Annotated in this window: 21 protein-coding genes; 13 read left to right on the top strand and 8 right to left on the bottom strand. The window is 35.3% G+C overall.

The annotated features are described in order from the left end of the window. On the top strand, positions 1-2,230 hold a 2,230-nt coding region (locus JGH11_RS12715), incomplete at its 5' end, for an endonuclease MutS2 (protein WP_201112330.1). Between the two features lie 245 nt (positions 2,231-2,475). Continuing rightward, positions 2,476-3,147 carry an oxidoreductase gene (locus tag JGH11_RS12710; protein ID WP_201112328.1) on the top strand — a complete coding sequence of 224 codons (672 nt, stop codon included), beginning with the start codon at positions 2,476-2,478 and terminating at the stop codon, positions 3,145-3,147. A 4-nt stretch (positions 3,148-3,151) separates the two neighbouring features. On the opposite strand, the gene JGH11_RS12705 is transcribed toward JGH11_RS12710, so the two are convergent. The 3 genes from JGH11_RS12705 to JGH11_RS12695 form a co-directional block, all read right to left on the bottom strand. Then, complete coding sequence (locus tag JGH11_RS12705) at positions 3,152-3,880, bottom strand: DUF1080 domain-containing protein (protein ID WP_201112326.1); 729 nt, start codon at positions 3,878-3,880, stop codon at positions 3,152-3,154. A gap of 140 nt (positions 3,881-4,020) precedes the next feature. After that, a complete protein-coding gene (glgP, locus tag JGH11_RS12700; protein WP_201112324.1) occupies positions 4,021-6,606 on the bottom strand; it encodes an alpha-glucan family phosphorylase in 2,586 nt (861 codons plus the stop codon). A gap of 168 nt (positions 6,607-6,774) precedes the next feature. After that, positions 6,775-8,424 (bottom strand): glycogen/starch synthase, encoded by a 1,650-nt coding sequence (locus JGH11_RS12695; RefSeq protein WP_201112322.1) that lies wholly within the window; start codon positions 8,422-8,424, stop codon positions 6,775-6,777. A 157-nt stretch (positions 8,425-8,581) separates the two neighbouring features. Here JGH11_RS12695 and JGH11_RS12690 point away from each other — a divergent pair, with 157 nt between their 5' ends. From JGH11_RS12690 to JGH11_RS12650, 9 genes are all read left to right on the top strand, one after another. Next, on the top strand, positions 8,582-8,863 hold the full coding sequence (locus tag JGH11_RS12690; protein WP_201112320.1) for a hypothetical protein: 282 nt from the start codon (positions 8,582-8,584) through the stop codon (positions 8,861-8,863). Next, entirely contained in the window at positions 8,863-9,402 is a 540-nt protein-coding gene (locus JGH11_RS12685; protein ID WP_201112318.1) for a 1-acyl-sn-glycerol-3-phosphate acyltransferase, read from the top strand. The genes JGH11_RS12690 and JGH11_RS12685 overlap by 1 nt, the downstream gene beginning before the upstream one ends. A 29-nt stretch (positions 9,403-9,431) precedes the next feature. Then, a complete protein-coding gene (locus JGH11_RS12680; RefSeq protein WP_201112316.1) occupies positions 9,432-10,217 on the top strand; it encodes an amidohydrolase in 786 nt (261 codons plus the stop codon). Between the two features lie 27 nt (positions 10,218-10,244). After that, positions 10,245-11,060: an META domain-containing protein gene (locus tag JGH11_RS12675; RefSeq protein WP_201112314.1), complete on the top strand. Its 816-nt coding sequence runs from the start codon at positions 10,245-10,247 to the stop codon at positions 11,058-11,060. 179 nt (positions 11,061-11,239) lie between these two features. Next, positions 11,240-11,710: a DUF4252 domain-containing protein gene (locus tag JGH11_RS12670; protein ID WP_201112312.1), complete on the top strand. Its 471-nt coding sequence runs from the start codon at positions 11,240-11,242 to the stop codon at positions 11,708-11,710. A 28-nt stretch (positions 11,711-11,738) separates the two neighbouring features. Further along, complete coding sequence (locus JGH11_RS12665; protein ID WP_201112310.1) at positions 11,739-12,245, top strand: DUF4252 domain-containing protein; 507 nt, start codon at positions 11,739-11,741, stop codon at positions 12,243-12,245. Beyond that, the gene (locus JGH11_RS12660; protein WP_201112308.1) at positions 12,246-12,743 is read left to right on the top strand and encodes an RNA polymerase sigma factor; all 498 of its coding nucleotides are present in this window, start codon (positions 12,246-12,248) and stop codon (positions 12,741-12,743) included. It begins immediately after the preceding gene. Further along, positions 12,740-13,303: a hypothetical protein gene (locus JGH11_RS12655; protein ID WP_201112306.1), complete on the top strand. Its 564-nt coding sequence runs from the start codon at positions 12,740-12,742 to the stop codon at positions 13,301-13,303. The genes JGH11_RS12660 and JGH11_RS12655 overlap by 4 nt, the downstream gene beginning before the upstream one ends. Further along, entirely contained in the window at positions 13,300-13,761 is a 462-nt protein-coding gene (locus tag JGH11_RS12650; protein WP_201112304.1) for a DUF4252 domain-containing protein, read from the top strand. Before JGH11_RS12655 ends, JGH11_RS12650 begins: the two co-directional genes overlap by 4 nt. Positions 13,762-13,865: 104 nt before the next feature. On the opposite strand, the gene recA is transcribed toward JGH11_RS12650, so the two are convergent. Genes recA through JGH11_RS12630 form a run of 4 tightly spaced genes read right to left on the bottom strand, consistent with a single transcriptional unit; the run spans position 13,866 to position 16,523 of the window. Then, entirely contained in the window at positions 13,866-14,888 is a 1,023-nt protein-coding gene (gene recA, locus JGH11_RS12645; RefSeq protein WP_201112302.1) for a recombinase RecA, read from the bottom strand. 9 nt (positions 14,889-14,897) lie between these two features. After that, entirely contained in the window at positions 14,898-15,359 is a 462-nt protein-coding gene (gene bcp / locus JGH11_RS12640; RefSeq protein ID WP_201112300.1) for a thioredoxin-dependent thiol peroxidase, read from the bottom strand. A gap of 12 nt (positions 15,360-15,371) precedes the next feature. Beyond that, on the bottom strand, positions 15,372-15,908 hold the full coding sequence (locus JGH11_RS12635; protein WP_201112298.1) for a hypothetical protein: 537 nt from the start codon (positions 15,906-15,908) through the stop codon (positions 15,372-15,374). 39 nt (positions 15,909-15,947) lie between these two features. Then, the gene (locus JGH11_RS12630; protein ID WP_201112296.1) at positions 15,948-16,523 is read right to left on the bottom strand and encodes a TIGR00730 family Rossman fold protein; all 576 of its coding nucleotides are present in this window, start codon (positions 16,521-16,523) and stop codon (positions 15,948-15,950) included. Positions 16,524-16,775: 252 nt separating this feature from the next. Here JGH11_RS12630 and JGH11_RS12625 point away from each other — a divergent pair, with 252 nt between their 5' ends. Both JGH11_RS12625 and JGH11_RS12620 read left to right on the top strand, forming a co-directional pair. Continuing rightward, the gene (locus JGH11_RS12625; protein ID WP_201112294.1) at positions 16,776-17,261 is read left to right on the top strand and encodes a surface-adhesin E family protein; all 486 of its coding nucleotides are present in this window, start codon (positions 16,776-16,778) and stop codon (positions 17,259-17,261) included. 306 nt (positions 17,262-17,567) lie between these two features. Next, positions 17,568-19,061, top strand: a complete 1,494-nt coding sequence (locus JGH11_RS12620; protein ID WP_201112292.1) for a hypothetical protein — start codon at positions 17,568-17,570, stop codon at positions 19,059-19,061. 49 nt (positions 19,062-19,110) lie between these two features. Here the strand turns inward: JGH11_RS12620 and JGH11_RS12615 are convergent, their stop codons facing one another. Continuing rightward, entirely contained in the window at positions 19,111-20,688 is a 1,578-nt protein-coding gene (locus tag JGH11_RS12615; RefSeq protein ID WP_201112290.1) for a hypothetical protein, read from the bottom strand. Positions 20,689-20,752 lie beyond the last annotated feature (64 nt).

The raw sequence follows: 20,752 nt of genomic DNA, 5'->3' as shown, positions 1-20,752 counted from the left end.
TAATATACATATAGCAGGCACATGGATAGAGGAAAATACCCTGTTTGACCTACGTCGCTCATTGCAGACAATAAGAGATATTGTGATCTTCTTAAAAAGAGATGAAGAAGAAAATACTCCTTATCCGCACCTTTATGCATTAGCCGGAGAGGTAGTTGTCTTTCCTCAGTTACTAAGTAAAATAGATAGTATACTGGATAAATTTGGTCGAGTAAAAGATAATGCTTCGCCAGAGTTAAGCCGTATAAGAAAGGATATAGCCTACATTTCAAGTGGAATATCCAAAAATCTAAACGCTATACTACGTTTGGCCCAGAGTGAAGGGTTGGTAGAAAAAGATGTAACACCAACAATGCGTGACGGCCGATTAGTTATCCCTGTTGCTCCAGCATTTAAACGTAAGATTAAAGGAATTGTACACGATGAATCCGCATCAGGGAAGACTGTATTTATAGAACCGGCCGAGGTGGTTGAAGCAAACAACCGCATACGTGAACTGGAAAGTGAAGAGCGTCGTGAAATAATAAAGATACTCATAGCTTTCACAGATATCTTGCGACCATTAGTTCCTGATATCCTGCTATCTTATGAATTTCTTGCTACAATAGACTTCATTCGGGCAAAAGCTATATTGGCGATTGATCTCGGTGCTATTATGCCCGATATAGAAAATGTACAACTCTTAAGATGGTATGGAGCCAAACATCCACTCTTATTTATTTCGCACCGTAAACAAAACAAACAAATCATTCCACTAGATATAGAATTGGAGGAAGATAATAGGTTGCTGATAATCTCGGGGCCTAATGCAGGAGGTAAATCCGTTTGCCTAAAGACAGTGGGTTTGCTACAATATATGGTACAATGTGGGATACCTATTCCATTGGAGGAACGCTCGAAAGTTGGAATATTTGATAATATCTTCATCGATATCGGAGATGAACAATCGATAGAGAATGACTTAAGTACCTATAGCTCCCATCTGACAAACATGAAATTCTTCGTCAAGAATTGTAATAGCAGAACAATCCTTCTGATTGATGAATTTGGTGGAGGAACCGAGCCTCAGATTGGAGGGGCAATCGCAGAATCGCTATTGAAACGTTTCAACGAGAAAAGTACCTTCGGAGTGATTACCACTCATTATCAAAACCTAAAACATTTCGCCAACGAAAATAAAGGTGTTGTAAATGGCGCAATGCTTTATGACCGACATCTGATGCAACCCCTGTTTACGTTATCTATAGGTAATCCGGGAAGCTCTTTTGCTATAGAAATCGCCCGAAAAATAGGCTTGCCGGAGGATGTTATTGCCGATGCTTCTGAAATCGTAGGCAGTGATTATATTAATATGGATAAATATCTTCAAGACATTGTCCGCGATAAACGTTATTGGGAAACAAAACGACAAAGCATCCGCCAAAAGGAAAAACGTCTGGAAGAAATTACCGAAACTTACGAAACGGACTTGCTTTCTTTTGATAAACAACGTAAAGAGATAATTAAACAAGCAAAAGCTGAAGCCGAACACATTCTCGCAGAAGCTAATGCTAAAATAGAAAATACAATACGCACGATTCGTGAATCTCAAGCGGAAAAAGAAAAAACAAAAGAAGCCAGACTTGTTTTAAACAAGTTTAAAGACACACTCGTTAATGAGGAGCATCTTATTGATGACAAGATTACACGTAAAATACAGAAATTAAAGGACAAAGAAAAGAATAAGAAACAAAAGGAAAGTCTGCAAAAAGATCCAAAACAGAATACTATCGCTATTGGAGATAATGTACGAATAAAGGGACAATTGACAATAGGGCAAGTACTCGACATACAGAAAGGAAATGCGACAATAGCTTTTGGCATGATAAAATCTACAGCAAAACTTGACTCGCTGGAATATGTAAGTAAAAGTCAAGTTAAGCGAGAGAACAAGAGTACATTAGTAAGCGCTGCTACCAGCGATGATATCCGTGAAAAGAAATTAAATTTCAAATTAGATATTGACATCAGAGGTATGCGGGGAGACGAAGCTTTACAGGCTGTGATGTATTTTATTGATGACGCTATATTAGTAGGTGTTTCTCGTGTAAGAATATTGCATGGTACAGGAACAGGCGCACTTCGTCAAATTATAAGGGATTATTTACGCTCAGTGCCCAATGTACATAATTATCAAGATGAACATGTTCAATTCGGAGGAACCGGTATTACGGTTGTAGATTTAGAATAAATTCTTATATTTGAGAAGGCTAAGTATAATCAAGTTTTGATTTTAATTTATATTTGTATTCCTGACAAGAGAAATAAGCCATTATTCTCCGTATCATTACTATGAATATCAATCTAAATCTGAAGGAAAATATCATTTCGATAAAATATATCTTTAGTATATCTAATAACAATAATATATTAAGTAACTATAAGTAATACAATCAATTACTATACTTATTCAAGATAAGTCAACTAAAAATAAATATGACAAAAATTGCTGTTATAATAGGAAGTTCCGGCCTTACGGGTTCGCAACTACTAAAAACATTATTGTCTAGTAACGTTTACCACAAGGTAATAAGCTTTGTACGAAGAAGTTCAAAGATATCTCACCCAAAACTAGTACAATATGTTGTAGATTTTGACAATCCGCAATCGTATGAAAATCTTATTGAAGGTAATGACATGTTTTGTTGTCTGGGAACCACTATTAAAAAAGCAGGTACAGAAGAAGCCTTTGAAAAAGTGGATCTGCATTATCCTATCCAATTTGCTAAAGCTGCGGCAAATAAAGGTATTAAGCAATTTTCTATTATATCCACATTAGGAGCAAATCCTAAATCAGGAAATTTTTACCTACGCACAAAAGGTAAATGTGAGGATGAATTAAGAAAGTTACCCTTTCAGTCTATATCTATATTCAGACCATCATTACTACTGGGAAACAGAAAAGAATTCAGGCTTGGGGAAAAGCTCGCTGAATATGCGATGAGGATATTATCTGTATTCCTTGTCGGATCATTAAGAAAATACAGAAGTATTAGCATAAAAAAAGTAGCCTATGCAATGTTCCAGATTGCTCAACAAAACACTGTAGGCTACCATGTGTATGAATCGGACGAAATATCCGATATGTCTGCTCAAAGAGAAAATTAAGTATTTACAGATTTCTAATCCATATATTACGATAAGCAACATCAGTTCCATGGTCTTGTAACTCCAGAGGCAGACGTCCATGTGCTTCATATTTAGGGAAACCGATATAAGGCGTATCTCCTTTTAATATATAATTGTTTTGGATAAGAATTCCGTTCAATACAACAGTTATCATCGCTGGCGATTCTAATTTTCCTCCGGTTCCAAATACCGGAGCCTTCCAATAAATGTCATACACTTGCCATTCTCCATTTTTAGTGTAAGCATCTACCGCAGGAGCTTTTTGTTTATATATACTCCCGACCATACCATTTACATATGTGGAATTATTATCCCCATCCAAAACCTGCACTTCGTAAGTACTTTGCAAAAAGATACCACTATTACCACGATTTTGACCATTATGATTTCCCGGAGCCGGTGATTTAAATTCGATATGTAGCTGGCAGTCTCCAAAAAATTCTTTGGTGCGTATGCTACCTGTGCCCGGTACTACAAACATTTCACCATTCGACACCTTCCATTTAGCTGATTCTCCATTTGATGAGGTCCATTTTGATAAGTCTTTCCCATCAAATAAAACAATAGCATCAGATGGCGGTTGATTTAACACTTTTGCCGGAATAACTTTTGTCGGCTGAGGGTAATACCATTCTGTACTTTCAGGTTTCATCTGGGCATAAGCTGAAACTACTGATACTACAACTGTAGCAAGTAAGATAATCTTCTTCATGAGTATGATTTTAATATAAATGAATCTAAAAGTACAAAATATTCGCAAATTAACAGCTAAAAAATATATCTATAATACAATTCAAAAAAAGGGGCTGCTTATTCAGCAGCCCCTCTCAATATCACCTTATTATTTATAATTTAAATCCAACGTACATAAGCAAAATCCATACGGTGAGCCATATCCTTATGCTTAGGGTATACACGATATGCAAAATTACATAATCCCGGTATTTTTGCCATTGAATCTAGTTTATAATATACCTTAGAGCCTTCTTGCTTGACAACTTTAAACTCTAATGTCGAAATAAACTTATTAGTTTTCATATCAGGGTCATATTCAGTAAGAACACATTCTACACCTAAATCTCCGATCATATCTTTTTTATCTATAATCACCTCGGCTACCATTTTCTCGCCTTCAGTCAAATTAGATGAAGAAAGAACAGTACTTTCTTTGATATCTTGTCCGTTGAATGTTAATTTTTCAACTACAAATTTATCCCAGTTGGCAGCTGTATCTTCTTTCCATGCAGCTAATTCTTTAGCTTTAGCATAATTATCATTTGTCACCAATTTGATACGCTCCCGCTCTGGCTTGTAGAAGTTCTTAATATAATCATCAATCATCCGTTTTGTTGTATACTCAGGAGCAATATGTGCTATTGAATTTTTGACATACTGTATCCATTCAGGAGAATATCCTTTCGAGTTACGAGCATAGTATAACGGAATAATTTCATTTTCGAACATCGAATATATTTCAGAAGCATCCAATTCGTCCTGATAAGCTTGATTTGTATAAGTACGCTTTTCGGTCAAACTCCAACCTGCATCTTCACGAAATCCTTCATACCACCAACCATCTAACACTGAAAAATTAAGCACTCCGTTCATTACGGCTTTTTCACCCGATGTTCCAGAAGCCTCTAACGGACGAGTTGGTGTATTTAACCAGATATCAACACCTGAAATCAAGCGTTTTGCCAAACGCATATCGTAATTTTCTAAGAAAATAATTTTTCCAAGAAACTCGGGACGACGTGATATTTCAACAATTTGTTTTATCAAACCTTGTCCGGCTCCATCAGCCGGGTGAGCTTTACCTGTATACAAGAATTGTATCGGATATTTTTCGTTATTTACAAGTTTAGCTAAACGATCTAAATCGGTAAATAATAGATGAGCACGCTTATAAGTCGCGAATCGGCGTCCAAACCCGACTAATAAGGCATCCGGATTAATTTTATCTACAATATTAAATATTGCAGATGGAGCTTTCTGATTCTTAATCCATCCATATTTCATCTGCTCCTGAACATAATTCACCAAACGCTTTTTCATTGTCATACGCAATTTCCAAACTTCAGCATCAGGCACGCTATAGATATTATCCCAAATTTCGTGGTTTGATTGATCGTTGTAGAAATTCGCATCAAATGTTTTTTCATACAACGTCTTCATTTCTTTAGCTGTCCATGTAGGTAGATGCACTCCATTGGTTACATGACCAACATGCAGTTCCTCCGGAAAATAGCCCGGCCATACCGGCTGAAACATTTGACGGGAAACAATACCATGCAAATAACTAACCCCATTAGCTTCGAGACAAGTATTAAGAGCAAATACACTCATACTAAATTTCTCTCCACTTCCTGGATGCTCACGGCCCATGTCTACAAAATCCTGCCATGATATACCTAAACGAGCCGGATAACTACCCAGGTACTTACCAAGAAGCCCTTCATCGAAGTAATCATGTCCTGCCGCAACGGGAGTATGCACTGTATAAAGACCTGAAGCTCGAACAACTTCCAATGCCTGATTGAATGTCAAACCTTCACCTTCTATTAAGTCTAACAAACGTTGAACATTTATCAAAGCCGCATGGCCTTCATTACAATGATATATTTCTTTTTTTATTCCTAATTTATTAAGTAAGAGAATACCTCCTATTCCTAACAGATATTCTTGCTTCAAACGGTTTTCCCAATCACCGCCATATAACTGGTGAGTAATAGGACGGTCAAATTCGCTATTAAGGTCAATATCCGTATCAAGTAAATATAGGTTTATACGTCCTACATTTACTCGCCATACATTTGCATAAACATCTCTATCTGGGTATGGCACTGCCAGAATCATCTGATTTCCATCCTCCAGCAATACTGGATCGAGAGGTAATTCTCCGAAATTTTGCGGTTCATAGTTTGCAACCTGCTGTCCATCAGGAGATATAGTTTGGGTAAAATAGCCGTAACGATATAGGAAGCCTACACCCGTAAGATCGACATGACTATCACTAGCCTCTTTCAAATAATCGCCGGCAAGAACTCCTAATCCTCCAGAATATATTTTTAAAACATGAGAAAAACCATATTCCATACTAAAGTAAGCGATTGATGGTTTTGCAGTGTCAAATTTCTCGGACATATATGATTCGAAATTCTTAACCACACTATTTACTTTATTCATCAAAGTAGCGTCCTTAAGAATTTCCTCTATCCTTTCATAAGAGATTTTCTGTAGTAAAATAACAGGATTGTGTTCGCTTTTTTTCCACAAGTCGGCATCAAACTCAGCAAAAAGCTCTGTTGCATCGTTGTTCCATACCCACCATAAATTATGTGCCACCTTTTCTAACGGTAACAATTCTTTAGGTAGATTTACTTGTGTATACGCACTCCTCCATGATGGAGAGTTAGAATAACTTGCTTTAATTCTCATAAATTTATATTATTTAAACTATAGGATTTCATCAATATATTTTGAGTAATTCCATCTCATCTTTTAATTATGTCTATAAACACAAATATAGTTATTTGATGTATTCAAAGCCTATTTATCAGTACAAAACGTTCATTGACAAATGCAATCGTTTGCATAAATAAGTATTTATCTACTCTGAGCCTTACGTAGTGCAATATCGTACGCCTCTTCGTAATATTTATAGAAATGAGCCCAATCGGCCAAACCTGCCCGTTCTAATGCAGCTTGACGTAATATATTTTCCTCCTTATTACTTTTGGTGGTCATTTCGAATACACGGTTACATATTTCTTCCGATACTTCTATAAAATTATAGTCGTCACGTGTTATCACCTCTGCACCGTCATCCATACCCTTTTCATCACCCATTTTTCTCATCCATAAACCAAATCCGGCCAACGAAGAAGTGATTGTAGGTACTGAGAATGCAATACTTTCATGGGGTGTATAGCCCCAAGGTTCATAATAAGACGGAAATACCGTCACATCCAAACCTATGAGTAGATCATAATATGGCATATCAAAAATGCCGTCGTTACCGTTCAAATAAGACGGAACAAATATTATTTTCACCCGATCTTCTTTTCTATTCTCCATTTTAAGATACGAAATCTGATTAAGGATAGAATCATTATTCATATTCCTTAGCCAATGCGTGACATATGGATAACTTAATGAACCTGTTGGTGTGCGTTTCAATTTCAGGCGCTCCTGTAAATCAACCCTTGGGCCACTTATCCAGGCCGGAACCATGATAAATGCAATTACATCTTTCTCCAGCTGTTGTATGTTCTCCAATCGATGCATAGCATCGACAAAGACATCAAGACCTTTATTCCGATATTCGTAGCGTCCACTAGTCGCTACCAATAAGGCATCTTCCTGGATATCATATCCCAAAAGCTTCTCGGCAACATCTATCATTTTTTTCCGGGCTACGATACGTTTGCGCTTATGCTTCTCTCCTTCAGGTATAAAATCTTTTTCAAAGCCATTAGGGGTTACAAATGGCTCTCGATGGAGTAGCTTAGCGCATTCCTTGGCTGTTATATCACTCACAGTTGTAAAACAATCTACTTGCTGAGCCGCTGTTTTTTCTACTGAGTGCTTCGCTTCCATATTTAACTCTCTTGCCATCTGATCACTATCATAAGCATCAAGATAGTTATATAACGGTTTACCGTTCCCAGCAATGGAACGCCCGATGGAGGTTGCATGAGTTGTAAAAACAGTCCCAATCCTAGGTAAACGACTCTTTACGTATAAAGCACCCATCCCTAACATCCATTCATCGAAGTGAGCTATTACTTTTTTATCTTCAAGTCTATGGTATTTATAAAAACTTTCGATTACGACTCCCGAAGCGTATGCAAACATGCAAGATTCATCGTAGTCGCCATAAGCATTTAGTGAATCTACACCAAATTTGTGCCACATATCTCCATATATTGCATCTTTAGCCGGAAAAAATTGTTTGAAAGACACCAATACAACAATAGGAGTACCCGGAACATTCCATCTTCCGATACGTATTTCAATCCGATCCTCTTCTTTCGCAAATATTTTCCAATCGGCCAAAAGCTTTTTGTCTTCTTTAAACCAAGGGTTTTCACTCTCTGTCCAAACATCGGGACCGATAAAGACAACTCTATCCGGACTCATTTCCTGCATAGATTTAGCTTTTGTCGATAAGACTGTATAAATACCTCCTACCTTGTTACAAACTTCCCAACTCGCTTCGAAAATGTAGTCTGGTTTGTAGCTCTGTTCTGTCATACGTTTAAATCTTTATTTACAAAAAATACCGATCCTAATATTCTATAAATTATGGACAAATAAAAGGATTCAATATCTTTTTTAGTACCTTTGTTCAATCTTTATATATCTAACAAAGATAATAAAAGATATGAATGCTTTAAAAAATATTTTCATTATGAGTAATAGACGTGGACTGAAAAAATATATAAATGAAACAATGGAGCTACTTTATGTAGACTGCCTGTTTTACAAATTATTTGTGGTAGATGCTGACCAAGAAGCAGCCAACAAAGTAATAAAAACAATAGTAGAAACTCAAAACGAATTACTCAAACGTGTGAGCGTTAATGAAGGTAAAGATGTAAAAGGTAGGGTAAAAGCTTATTACAAAAAATTAAATCTGGATATTAAAGAACGCGCTAATACAATTGCCAAAGAAATAGCATCACTAGGCTAATGAAGAGTTTTTCTAAATTGATCCTTCAGCTTACCGGCTGGAAGATAACAGGTGATACTGATCTACCTCAAAAATGTGTTATTTGTGTTGCGCCACACACCAGTAATTGGGATTTACCGCTAGGATTAGTTGTTTATAATGCTCTCGGGCGAAAAGCCTCTTTCCTGATAAAAAAAGAATGGTTTTTCTTTCCAATGAATATCTTATTTAAGGCTCTCGGTGGTATTCCAGTAGACAGATCACGTAAAACTTCACTTACAGAACAGATTGTCGAAATCTATAATGCAAGGCAAGATTTTCAATTGGCTATAACACCTGAGGCCACAAGAAAACTAAACACTGAATGGAAAAAAGGTTTTTACTTTATCGCCCTTGCAGCAAAGGTACCTATAGTAATTGCAGCTCTCGATTATGGAAAAAAAGAAGCCATTTTTAAAAAAGTATTCTTCCCTACAGGTAATGTGGATGCAGACATTGATATCATAAAGTTATATTATAAAGATATCACGGCAAAGCACCCTCAATATTTCTCATTATAGTCAGTCAACCATAAAACCGTAATAAGCGAATGTCACAAGATAGAATACTCCGAATCAGTCTTGTACAATACGACATTGTATGGGAAAATAAAAAAGTAAATCTCGATTATATACAAGACATAGTAAGTTCCCTCGCTGGGAAAACAGATATCGTTGTATTACCGGAAATGTGTACTACCGGCTTCACGATGAATAGTCACAAGCTGGCCGAAGCCAATAATGGTACTACAGTTAGCTTATTTAGGCAATGTGCTAAAGAATTCGACATTGCTATATGTGGTAGTTTTATAGCTAAAGAAAAAGATAATTTTTACAATAGAGGCTTTTTCATTTCGCCTGATAAAGAACTGTACTACGACAAACGCCATCTCTTTCGTATGGGCAAGGAGCCTGAATTTTTCTCTGCAGGAAACAAACGACTTATATTTGAGTATAAAAATTTTAATATCTGCTTATTGATTTGTTATGATCTGAGATTCCCCGTATGGGCCAGAAACATAAACAACGAATATGACTTGCTCATATATACAGCAAATTGGCCAGATTCGAGAGCAAAAGTATGGAATACCCTCTTAACAGCCCGTGCCATAGAAAACATGAGCTATGTATGTGGAGTAAATCGGATAGGAAAAGACGGGAACAACTTAACCTACAAAGGCGACTCAAAGTTAATAAATGCTAAAGGAGAAGAAATAACATCAATAGAAGCAAACAAAAAGCAGGTGGAAACTGTCTATATATCAAAAACCGAATTAGAGCAATTCAGAAATAAATTTCCGGTATGGAAAGATGCCGATAATTTTGAATTGAAATGATTATTTGATAACAAACACATTAAATTTATGAGACGTATCTTTGCTTCAGGAATACTTTTAGTAGCAGTAGTTACATTAATTTTCGGATTACAAAGTTGTAATTCTGTAAAACCAATTAACAAGAGTGACCTTGCCGGTTATTGGACTTTAAAGACACTTAAAGGAGAAGATTCGAAGTCTGCATTCGCAGGTACAATTCCAAATCTTCAATTCAACTTTGATAATAACACTTTATCTGGCAATAGCGGATGCAACAATTTCTCAGGAGGATTTACCCTAACTGAGCAAAATTCTTTTACCGCACCTAATTTGATTTCAACAATGATGGCTTGCATAGATGCGAACAAAGAACCTGAGTTCTTGACTGCGATATCCACACCAGACCTTATTGTTTCCATAGACAAAGAAAATACGCTTACATTTACCAAAGACAAAGTGGTTCTGCTTCAATTTGTAAAAGGTGAAGCACCTAAAAAAACCGCAGGGGTAACCGTTGTTAATGCTGAAACATTAGCAGGAGTATGGAACCTAACTTTAATTGATGGCGGTGATGTAGCTAAGTTATTCACGAATGGAACTCCTACAATAGAGTTCTCTACCGACGGTAAAGTATTTGGTAATGGAGGATGTAATACATATCGTTCTTCTTATACTCAGGAAGAAAATACAATAACTTTTGGACCGCTAATGTCCACAAAAATGGCTTGTCCGAGCCTGGAAGGCGAAAATTTATTTACATCTCTACTTTCCGGACCACTTCAAGCAGGACTAAATGGAGATAAATTGACTTTCCTTAAAGACGGAAAAATAGTACTTGAGTTTGCTAAAGCCTCAGAAAAATAAGACAAGTATATAACTAATATATAAAGGGTTGCATAAAATTAAATGCAACCCTTTATTTTTATCATAAAAATTTCATTTTTCACTGTAACAAATTTTAGGGCTGCTTCGTCTTAATAATTGAAAACAGATGAAAGCGCACATCTATCAGGAATTTACTAATGTTTTAAACTGAAATTATTATGAAAAAGTACTTATTTTGTTTTATATTTATCTTTGCTACAAGTCTGGCTGGATATAGTCAAAATATCGACCAATTATTAAATAAAGTATCGAAAGCCGAAAATATAGAGAAAGTAAAGATTGGAAAATTTATGATGTCGCTTGGTAAAACATTTGGAGGCATTGGAGACACACCACTAGTGAGAGGTATACATTCGATGGAAGTGTACGATCTATCCAGCTGCAACTACAGCTTCAAAGAAGATCTTGCGAAGCAATTTCATAAAATAAAAGACGGAAATGGATACGAAACTTTGATATATGCAAAAGATAAAACAGATGGGGTTCGCATCATGGTAAAAAAGAAGAAAGATACAATTAGCGAAATGCTTATTTTATGTATGGATAAAAACGAACCTTCGATAATAAAATTCTCCGGTAAGATCAAAGAAAATGATATTGCGGAACTTACAAACAAGTATAACAAATAAAAAATACATATAAACACAATCAATATTTATGAAAAAGATTTTAATAATATTCATCCTTATAATTACAGGAAGCCTGTTTGCAATTGCTCAAAATCCGGATAGTCTAATAGCCGATCTTGCAAAAAACAAAGATGTACAACATCAGGTAATAGATCAATCTATGCTAAAATCTTCGTTAGATCAAGCAAAAGCTCAAGACCCTAGTGGTAACCTAGCATCAAGTATTCCTCCGTTTATGCAAAAGATAGATTCTATTGAGGTTGTAACATTAGATAGCGAAACATCTGAAGCTAGAGATATACTCCTGAATGGTCTAGACACATTGACCGATAATGATGAATATACAACCTTAGTAAAGGTTAGGGACGGTGATGACAATGTACTTATAATCGCAAAAAAAGAAAAAGATGTAGTATCTAAGGTATACATTTTTGTGGTTGATGAAAGTGATATTGTGGCTGTTAAAATGAATGGAATACTGACTCAATCGGATTTAGAGGATATAATAAAAGAACAGACTAAGAATAAAAAATAAATGGATGCGGAAACTTTTAAAAAAGTATTTCTCCCATACCATCAAAAGTTGTATCGAATAGCATATCGTATCGTCCAGGATTCTGCCAATGCAGAGGATATTGTACAGGAAACATTTATTAAATTATGGAATAAGCGCCATGAGATGTATACTATAGATAATACTGAGGCTTTTGCCATTATTATTCTTCGCAATACGAGTCTGGATTTTTTGAGAAAAACAAAAAATGATTGTCATACAGATTATGATGCCAATATACCCGAAACGGAATCGTTATCCAAACGAATAGAATTGCAGGATGAAGCAGAACAAATTAAGATTTTAATAAATAATCTACCGGACCAACAACGACAAGTAATGATGATGAAACATTGGGACGATTATTCGGATGAAGAAATAGAGCAGGCAACAGGAATAAGTCCGGGCAATATAAGAGTTATACTATCGAGGGCAAGAAAAACAATACGAGAACAATATATTAAAATACAACAACGATGAAAACGGATGAAATAAAATTATTGATAGAAGCTTTTTATAACGGCGAAACAAACGCCGAAGAAGAGCAGATATTGCTAAATTATTTTAGCAGTGAAGACATCGCCGAAGAGTTGTTGAACGAAAAAGATCTTTTTCTTCAGATGTGCAAAAAAGAACCGATTGATATTCCGTCCGACTTAGAATCGAAACTGGGAAAATTGATTGATGAACTTGATAAGAATGAGAGAATACAAATAAATACCCATAAACCCAGAATAAATAGATTAATAGGATGGGTTGCCGGTGCCGCAGCTTGTATTGCAATATTAGTATCCATTACATTCTATTTCAATCAAAAACCTAATGTGGCCGATCCTTCGATGGCCGGCACGCACGATCAGTTAGAAACTTTAAGCTCGAAAGATAAAGAAACACTAAAGGAAGCTGAAGATGCATTAATACTACTTTCATCTAAATTTAACAAAGGTATAGATCAGTTAGCGGTAGTATCAAACAATCTTGATAAAACAAACGAACTACTAAACAAAACACTTAAGCGAAAAAAAGATAAAGAATCATGAAAATAAAAGTACTATTTACATCAGTCATGCTTATATTAAGTTCGATGATGATAGCTCAAAACAATATGTTCGACAGGTTATCCAACAATAAAGACATATCCACTGTATATATTTCTAAGTCTTTGTTAGGTATGATGCCAAAAATGGATATGGGTGGAGCTGACATTAAAGGTTTAGCCAGCAAACTGGAACAATTGGAAATATATAGCAGCGAGAATAGCAAAGAAGCCTCTAAGCTAATGCGTACCGAAATAGAAGCGATGGTAAAAGCCAAGACTTATGAAACGCTGATGTCTATCAAAGATAAAGGAGACAACATAACATTTTATGCACACAAAGAAAAAGAGAGGTTTAAAGATCTAATTATGTTTATCAATGCACCCGACGAATGTACCATCATAAGGATTGTAGGCAATTTTACAGCTGAAGATATCCAATCGGTTATGAACAAAAAATAAATTCTATTAAGACAAGGTAATAAATAGAAGAAATTCAATTTTCTTAAACAAAAAGGCTTCGGAGTATTATAGTTCCGAAGCCTTTGTATTTAGTATTTTACTTTCTATTTCTTAGCTTTTAATGCCTCAAAGATAAGAGCTTCCAGTTCTTCGGCTAACTCCGGATTGTCTTTCACTGTATCTTTAGCAGCCTCACGTCCCTGTGCCAATTTAGTATCGTTATAACTATACCAAGATCCGCTCTTTTTGATAACACCAAGATCAGAGCCTAAGTCTATTATCTCTCCCGAACGCGAAATACCTTCACCGTACATTATATCAAACTCAGCTTTTCGGAATGGAGGGGCTACTTTATTTTTCGCTACTTTGACACGGGTCTGGCTACCTTTCACTTCATCACCATCCTTTAGTTGACCTATACGGCGAATATCGAGACGGACCGAAGCATAATATTTCAAGGCATTACCTCCTGTAGTGGTTTCAGGAGATCCAAACATAACCCCAATCTTGTCACGCAACTGGTTTATAAATATACATGTTGTGCTTGTTTTACTAATAGCTGCTGTTAGCTTACGCAAAGCCTGAGACATCAAGCGTGCCTGTAGGCCCATTTTAGAATCACCCATTTCGCCTTCAAGTTCGGCCTTTGGCGTTAGTGCAGCTACTGAGTCGATAACAACAATATCAACCGCTGAAGAGCGAATTAATTGCTCGGCTATTTCAAGAGCCTGCTCTCCACTATCGGGTTGAGATATATAAAGATTCTCTATATCTACTCCCAGCTTTTCGGCATAGAAACGGTCAAAAGCATGTTCTGCATCGATAAACGCAGCAATCCCTCCTATCTTCTGAGCTTCTGCTATAGCATGAATAGCCAATGTAGTCTTACCTGACGATTCGGGTCCATATATTTCAATTACTCTTCCACGAGGATATCCTCCAACACCAAGAGCTGCGTTCAAAGCTATTGATCCTGTAGGTATAACAGAGATTTCATCAATCTTATCATCCCCCATTTTCATTATTGAGCCTTTACCATAGCTCTTTTCTATCTTATCCATTGCAGCCTGCAAAGCCTTCAGCTTTTCAGTATTAGGTGCTGTTTTTTTCTCTTTTTCTTCTGCCATTTCTTTATTCTATATTTGTTTTAATATTTGTTCCGCATGCTCTTTCGTTTTAATTTCTTTTGGTCCTATAATCTGCTGAATGGTTCCTGTTTCATCTATCAAAAACGTTGTTCTGATGGTTCCCATATATTTACGTCCCATAAATGTTTTTTCGCCCCAAACACCAAATGCTTCGACTAGACGTTTATCCGTGTCAGCGATTAGAGGAAATGGCAATTGTTGTTTCTCTATAAATCTTTTATGCGACTTTTCATCATCAACACTTACTCCCAAGATTTTATATCCAGCTTTATTTAGCTGCGAATAATTGTCTCTGAAACTACATGCTTCAGCAGTACATCCGGGTGTACTATCCTTAGGATAAAAATAAATCACCAATTTATTACCTGAATAATCACTGGCTTTTATCTCTTCTCCATTCTGATTTTTTCCTAAAATATCCGGTATTTTATCTCCTATTTTTAAAGCCATATTCGTCTATTGTTATTTAGATTCTACGTAAACAGTTTTTTCGTAAGCATCTTTCATTCGTCTTACTGCATTCCGCTTTTCTATTTCTAGATTAGTAACCTCGTCAAAAGCTATCTTAGCCTCGCTATACTCCCTTGTATCGGAATTAGGATCTGCTCCCAACACCCCATATTTTTCAAGAGTAGTTATTTTTTTCTTTACCACATCTGAATAAATAAGGACAGATTTCTGATAATCATCTCCTCCCTTATATACAGGCATCTCAATTATAGCTTTACGTAAAGCGTCTATTTTTTTGATTGATGCGGCAGAACTATTTTTCAAATCTAAGTTTATCTTTTTATCCCAAACACTTTGGACTAATTCTTCGTATTCTGTATAGATAACATCAAGATCTCCGACCATCTCCAGCATAAAATAATTATAACCGATCTTTGTATCAATGTTTTTATTTCTCTCGATGTTATGCTTTATAACTCTCTTATTCTCTTGCGCGTAACTTATTACTGTTATACAGGTTAATAAGATTACAAAAAAAATTGTCCTCATACTTTTGTCTTGTAAGTTTGTTGTTGTATTTCTTAACCTTTACTTTACTTCGAACCATTTATCATTTTTCAATGGTTCAAATTTATGCATTTTATCCAATAAATTGTCTACTTTACTTTCTACTATCAATAATTTTCTATACTCTTCTTTTAAGAACCCTTTTTCTATCATCTTTTCTGACATTTCGATTAAAGGGTCATAATATCCGTTTACATTCAGGATTCCTATAGCCTTCTTATGTAGGGCCAATTGCGACCAAGTCAACATCTCGAACAACTCTTCTAAAGTTCCATAACCTCCAGGCAATGCAATAACAGCATCACTCAATTCATTCATCAAAGCCTTTCGGTCATGCATAGTTTCCACTACATGTATTTTTGTTATACTCTTATGTTCAAGTTCCTTCTTCTTCAAGAATTCGGGTATAACGCCAATAACCTCACCTCCCTGGCTCAAAACGCCGTCAGCAACTGCTCCCATTAGCCCAACATGGGCCCCTCCATAGACCAAACCATATCCTTTACGAGCGATTATTTCGCCCAACGATGTAGCTTGTTCTATAAATTCCCCTCCATTACCGGATGACGAACCGCAAAAAACCGCTATATATTTCATGCAACAATTTTAAATATAAAAAGGATCTCTGATATATCTTTCTTTATTGATTTTCAATAAACAAAATGAACAATAGAAAAGCACTCATTTAATGGAAGATACCTCCACTATTCAATATAAAAAGATATATTAATATTCATTACTTAATATAGCAAAGATAATAAAATCTTATACATATTTTACCTATAAAGATGACGTTATAAACTTTTCATCCTATATCTTTGTCTTATAAATAAATAAAACACAAGGTTCATGAAATGTTTTTTTTCTATTGTAAGTTTTCTCATTTTATTTACTAGTTGCAAAACATCATCTCAGTATGAAGCGAAAAAAGGTTCTGAGGGATGGTTTAATATCGCTGTTGCCGAAGATGTCGAGATATATACCGATACAACAAGTATCCGACATGAGGGTGCAATAGCTTTTGCTCGTGAAAAGCGAGTATATGTAACTGATGCAAGCAAAAAACTTTATATAGACAAGATACGGAAAGAATACGAGAAAATGGGTAAACCTGAAAAAGCTGACAAGTGGAACGATTTTAGTTATTGTATATATAATTGTCTTTATGAATGTACTAATAAGAGATTCAAAATCCTATCTGTAGAGGATTTCGATTCTACGGGAAAGAGAATAACCAAGACCGTACCTGCTAAGAATAAGGAAAGATGGCTCAATGTTGATAGTGAAACAGTGGGTGATTACACGTTCTTTTTTGTGTGCGACTATAACCAATAACTCTATCGTAAAATTTCATACCTTTGTAATCAAATTTGATTAAAGATGCTCGCTATAATTATCTCATGGATAGCTATTCTTTTTGTTTTTCTATCTTTTGGTGACATTTTAGTCTCCTTATATAACAAACTTTGTAAGCAAAATGAAAAATATGGATTTACAGATACATTTCTCATTGGGATGTGTTTCTGCCTAATACCTTTATCAATCACCTCATTTTGGCTACCATCCAATCAATATATTCTATTTGTATATATTATATTATGCATTGTATATTGGATTCGGAGAAAACAATATCTCTTTAAATTGATAGAAGATGTAAAATCAAATTATAAAGGATTATCCCGTCTGCACTTAATCATTTATATTATTCCCCTAATAAGCCTAATCGTTGCTATAACATGGCAAGTGGGGGTTTTCGACTCATTACTGTACCACCAGCAAAACATTCGATGGAACGAGGAATATGCGATAGTACCGGGATTGGGTAATTTGGAGCATAGATTCGGTTTTAATTCTAACTATCTTTTACTATCAGCGATATTCAGCTTTCGTTTCTTATTTGGTGAAGCCGTATACAGTATACAAGTATTAGTATTGGCACTTATAATATGCTGGACAATAAAAGAGATTATACAATCGGGCTATGAAATAAGACGTATTTTATTGCTGATTATTATTACCTGTTATATATTCACCTTCGGGTACAGCCTGACTGCAACATCTACTGATGCAATCCCCAACATTGTTTCATTCTATCTTATTGCCAAACTATTATTATATACAAACTCGTTAAAGAAAGATAAGTTATTTTGGGTACTTATACCAATTTCTCTTTTGTCATTTAAACTTACAATCATTCCGATTTCTTTACTATCGCTGTATATATTAGCTACTCTAATACGAGAAAAGAAATACCTTTCTTCATTCTTTTTAGCGCTCATACCTTCTTCTATAATTATATTATGGCTGATTCGGAATGTTATTATTTCGGGTTACCTTATTTTTCCTTTCTATGAAATAGATTTATTTTCGGTAGATTGGAAGATTCCCAGATTTGTAGCTGTAGAAGAGCGTGATTTTATTTTATCCTGTGGTATCCGCATTTTCAATGATATACTCACCGAATTATCTAATTTCCAATTCAACGGTAATGGTATTAGGCAATGGCTAATGAATCTCATATTCATTGCTCCTACAATATTATCTCCATTTATCGTTTTATATTGCCTTGTTAAGAAAAAATACCTGTCGAAAACAATATACTTAGCTTATATAGTTTTAATTCTGACTATAGGTGTATGGTATATAGGAGGTCCTGATCCCAGGTTTATAGGTGGAACTCTTTTCGCTATGCTTTATTACATCTCTTTTCTAACTTTATCTACTTATAAGGAAAAGCTTTTTCCTAAAGCAGGTTTAATATTTATTACTGCATTTGCGTTAATCATGGGATATTGGGCTATAAGCCGTTCGATTAAATTCTATAACATGTTTGATCTGAAAACACCGAAAGCAAACAGCCGTCCTGTATCTAATATTTTAATAAGACAATATCCATACCGCGAACTACTAAAATCGGCAACAATATATAACGATAGATTTGATACATACAAATTTGAGAATGGCAACATAATATATATTAGTAAATCGCCGGAGATACCAAACGGAAGATTTGTTTGCTTCGAAAGTCCTTTTCCTTGTACTGTACTGAAAGCCGATGAATTAGGAAAATATCAAGATATTAGCACTATTGAACCAAGAGGATCAACCCTTCAATATGGTTTTAGACCTAAATAACAAAAGGCGCATTTGTAAAAACAAATGCGCCTTTTGTTACTCCATCTATTCAATAACGATCTTCGAGTCCGGTAACACTTTTACTCTTAGTTACGTCTACCGATTTTGACAACTGTGGACTACGAAAGAAATTCATAAAATCATTATAAGTAGATTCGTAATACATCTTCCCAAACAGATCATCGGTCATAAGCAGATGCTCATCATCGTATCGTATTTTATTCGAAACTTTTATATTACAACTCTCTGTAGATGTTTCAGAGCCATATCTTGAACAATCCTGTTCGAATAGAAAGAAACGGGCAAGATTCTTTGTCTGCGATAACCTATATTGTAAAACAATGTAATTTGTTTTAAATATTATAGCATCACTATTTACTGGTGCATCTATCGTCTCCTCGCATAGTTCAATCATATCTTCCAGCTTATTCCCAATTCCGGCGGTAACTATAACCGGAAATTTAATTATTACAGCCTGATCTAATTCATCAATAATCTTCACATACTCATCTTTTGAGATAAGAAAGTAAGTTGCTCCTGCGTATTTTTCATATCGTGTAAGAAGTATATATGCTTTTTTGTGATAATTAAAATTACGAATTTCATAACGTCCAACCGTTTCGAAATTATAAAGAAGATTCTTATCATTCACCCATTCTCCATCCTGAGTAAGATACCATCCTTCGATATTGGATAAAGATGCTATAGGAGACGATACAATAGCTTTTTCTTTAATATGCCTATCTGTCCACACATCGGCAGTTGCCAATGTATCTTGAGTTATCTGTTCGATAGACTGCTGCTTGTAATTATCGATCTGAGGTTCACTCCCCATCTCCGATTTTATTACGTCACGGTCTATAATGTTATCATCGCCCAGCCTGTTTTTTTGATTATTCTCTAATGTAGTAGACAGACCTAAATCGAACTCATCGCTATTGGATGCCGTTACAGGTAGCAATATTTTAGAAAAATCATTCCATTTTACTTCAAAATAACCGTCTGTAAGCTTTCCTCCCATTATTGAAGATGTTTCCGGTAAGCGAAATCGAACGACATCCTCGTTATCAACATGTTGTGCATTAATCGACATATCATATTGCATACCGGGATTATCTTGAGTTAAAGTTTGAGAGATCAAACTTAGAAGTTTATCTGCGCTGAATTGACCGTCCTGATCGGACATATATCCATATTTAGAGGAATGAATTGTTTGAGTTTCTCCCGATTTTTGTGATATACAAGCAACTAATATTCGATAAGAGGCGGGATCCATCAGATAATAGTGTATCCGTTTCTCACTTTTACTACCTGCTATATGATTAATATTCTCATATAATAGGGCGTAGATATCTTTCCCCTTATTTTTAAAAGATACAAATTGCAACCATTTAAAATTCTGGGAAACTGTGCTCATAGTTTCCTCATTCAATTTAATGTCGGATATAGCATTGTTATTAGAAATCCATTCACCTAAAGCATCTTGCTTCCATCCGATTGCCTGACGTAGTTTTTCTGATTGAACTTGCCCTGTTAAAGCAGAAGTTGAAGATCTACTTTGTCCATACATATTTGTAAAAAGAGTAATTATGAATGTGGACAATAATAAAGATTTTAAAAATTTCATTTTATAGTTAGTAATGTGTTGTGGTAATCTATTATATATATTTTTATTTTATTCTATCTTTTTT

The organism is Dysgonomonas sp. Marseille-P4677 (genome assembly GCF_016652235.1).
Lineage (GTDB): Bacteria > Bacteroidota > Bacteroidia > Bacteroidales > Dysgonomonadaceae > Dysgonomonas.
The sequence above is the reverse complement of the archived record's forward strand: the minus strand, read 5'-3'. Positions and strand labels throughout refer to the sequence as shown.

Coding starts and splice junctions, on each gene's coding strand:
- JGH11_RS12710 (WP_201112328.1), top strand. CDS start 2,476: ATGACAAAAATTGCTGTTATAATAGGAAGTTCCGGCCTTACGGGTTCG.
- JGH11_RS12705 (WP_201112326.1), bottom strand. CDS start 3,880: ATGAAGAAGATTATCTTACTTGCTACAGTTGTAGTATCAGTAGTTTCA.
- glgP (WP_201112324.1), bottom strand. CDS start 6,606: ATGAGAATTAAAGCAAGTTATTCTAACTCTCCATCATGGAGGAGTGCG.
- JGH11_RS12695 (WP_201112322.1), bottom strand. CDS start 8,424: ATGACAGAACAGAGCTACAAACCAGACTACATTTTCGAAGCGAGTTGG.
- JGH11_RS12690 (WP_201112320.1), top strand. CDS start 8,582: ATGAGTAATAGACGTGGACTGAAAAAATATATAAATGAAACAATGGAG.
- JGH11_RS12685 (WP_201112318.1), top strand. CDS start 8,863: ATGAAGAGTTTTTCTAAATTGATCCTTCAGCTTACCGGCTGGAAGATA.
- JGH11_RS12680 (WP_201112316.1), top strand. CDS start 9,432: ATGTCACAAGATAGAATACTCCGAATCAGTCTTGTACAATACGACATT.
- JGH11_RS12675 (WP_201112314.1), top strand. CDS start 10,245: ATGAGACGTATCTTTGCTTCAGGAATACTTTTAGTAGCAGTAGTTACA.
- JGH11_RS12670 (WP_201112312.1), top strand. CDS start 11,240: ATGAAAAAGTACTTATTTTGTTTTATATTTATCTTTGCTACAAGTCTG.
- JGH11_RS12665 (WP_201112310.1), top strand. CDS start 11,739: ATGAAAAAGATTTTAATAATATTCATCCTTATAATTACAGGAAGCCTG.
- JGH11_RS12660 (WP_201112308.1), top strand. CDS start 12,246: ATGGATGCGGAAACTTTTAAAAAAGTATTTCTCCCATACCATCAAAAG.
- JGH11_RS12655 (WP_201112306.1), top strand. CDS start 12,740: ATGAAAACGGATGAAATAAAATTATTGATAGAAGCTTTTTATAACGGC.
- JGH11_RS12650 (WP_201112304.1), top strand. CDS start 13,300: ATGAAAATAAAAGTACTATTTACATCAGTCATGCTTATATTAAGTTCG.
- recA (WP_201112302.1), bottom strand. CDS start 14,888: ATGGCAGAAGAAAAAGAGAAAAAAACAGCACCTAATACTGAAAAGCTG.
- bcp (WP_201112300.1), bottom strand. CDS start 15,359: ATGGCTTTAAAAATAGGAGATAAAATACCGGATATTTTAGGAAAAAAT.
- JGH11_RS12635 (WP_201112298.1), bottom strand. CDS start 15,908: ATGAGGACAATTTTTTTTGTAATCTTATTAACCTGTATAACAGTAATA.
- JGH11_RS12630 (WP_201112296.1), bottom strand. CDS start 16,523: ATGAAATATATAGCGGTTTTTTGCGGTTCGTCATCCGGTAATGGAGGG.
- JGH11_RS12625 (WP_201112294.1), top strand. CDS start 16,776: ATGAAATGTTTTTTTTCTATTGTAAGTTTTCTCATTTTATTTACTAGT.
- JGH11_RS12615 (WP_201112290.1), bottom strand. CDS start 20,688: ATGAAATTTTTAAAATCTTTATTATTGTCCACATTCATAATTACTCTT.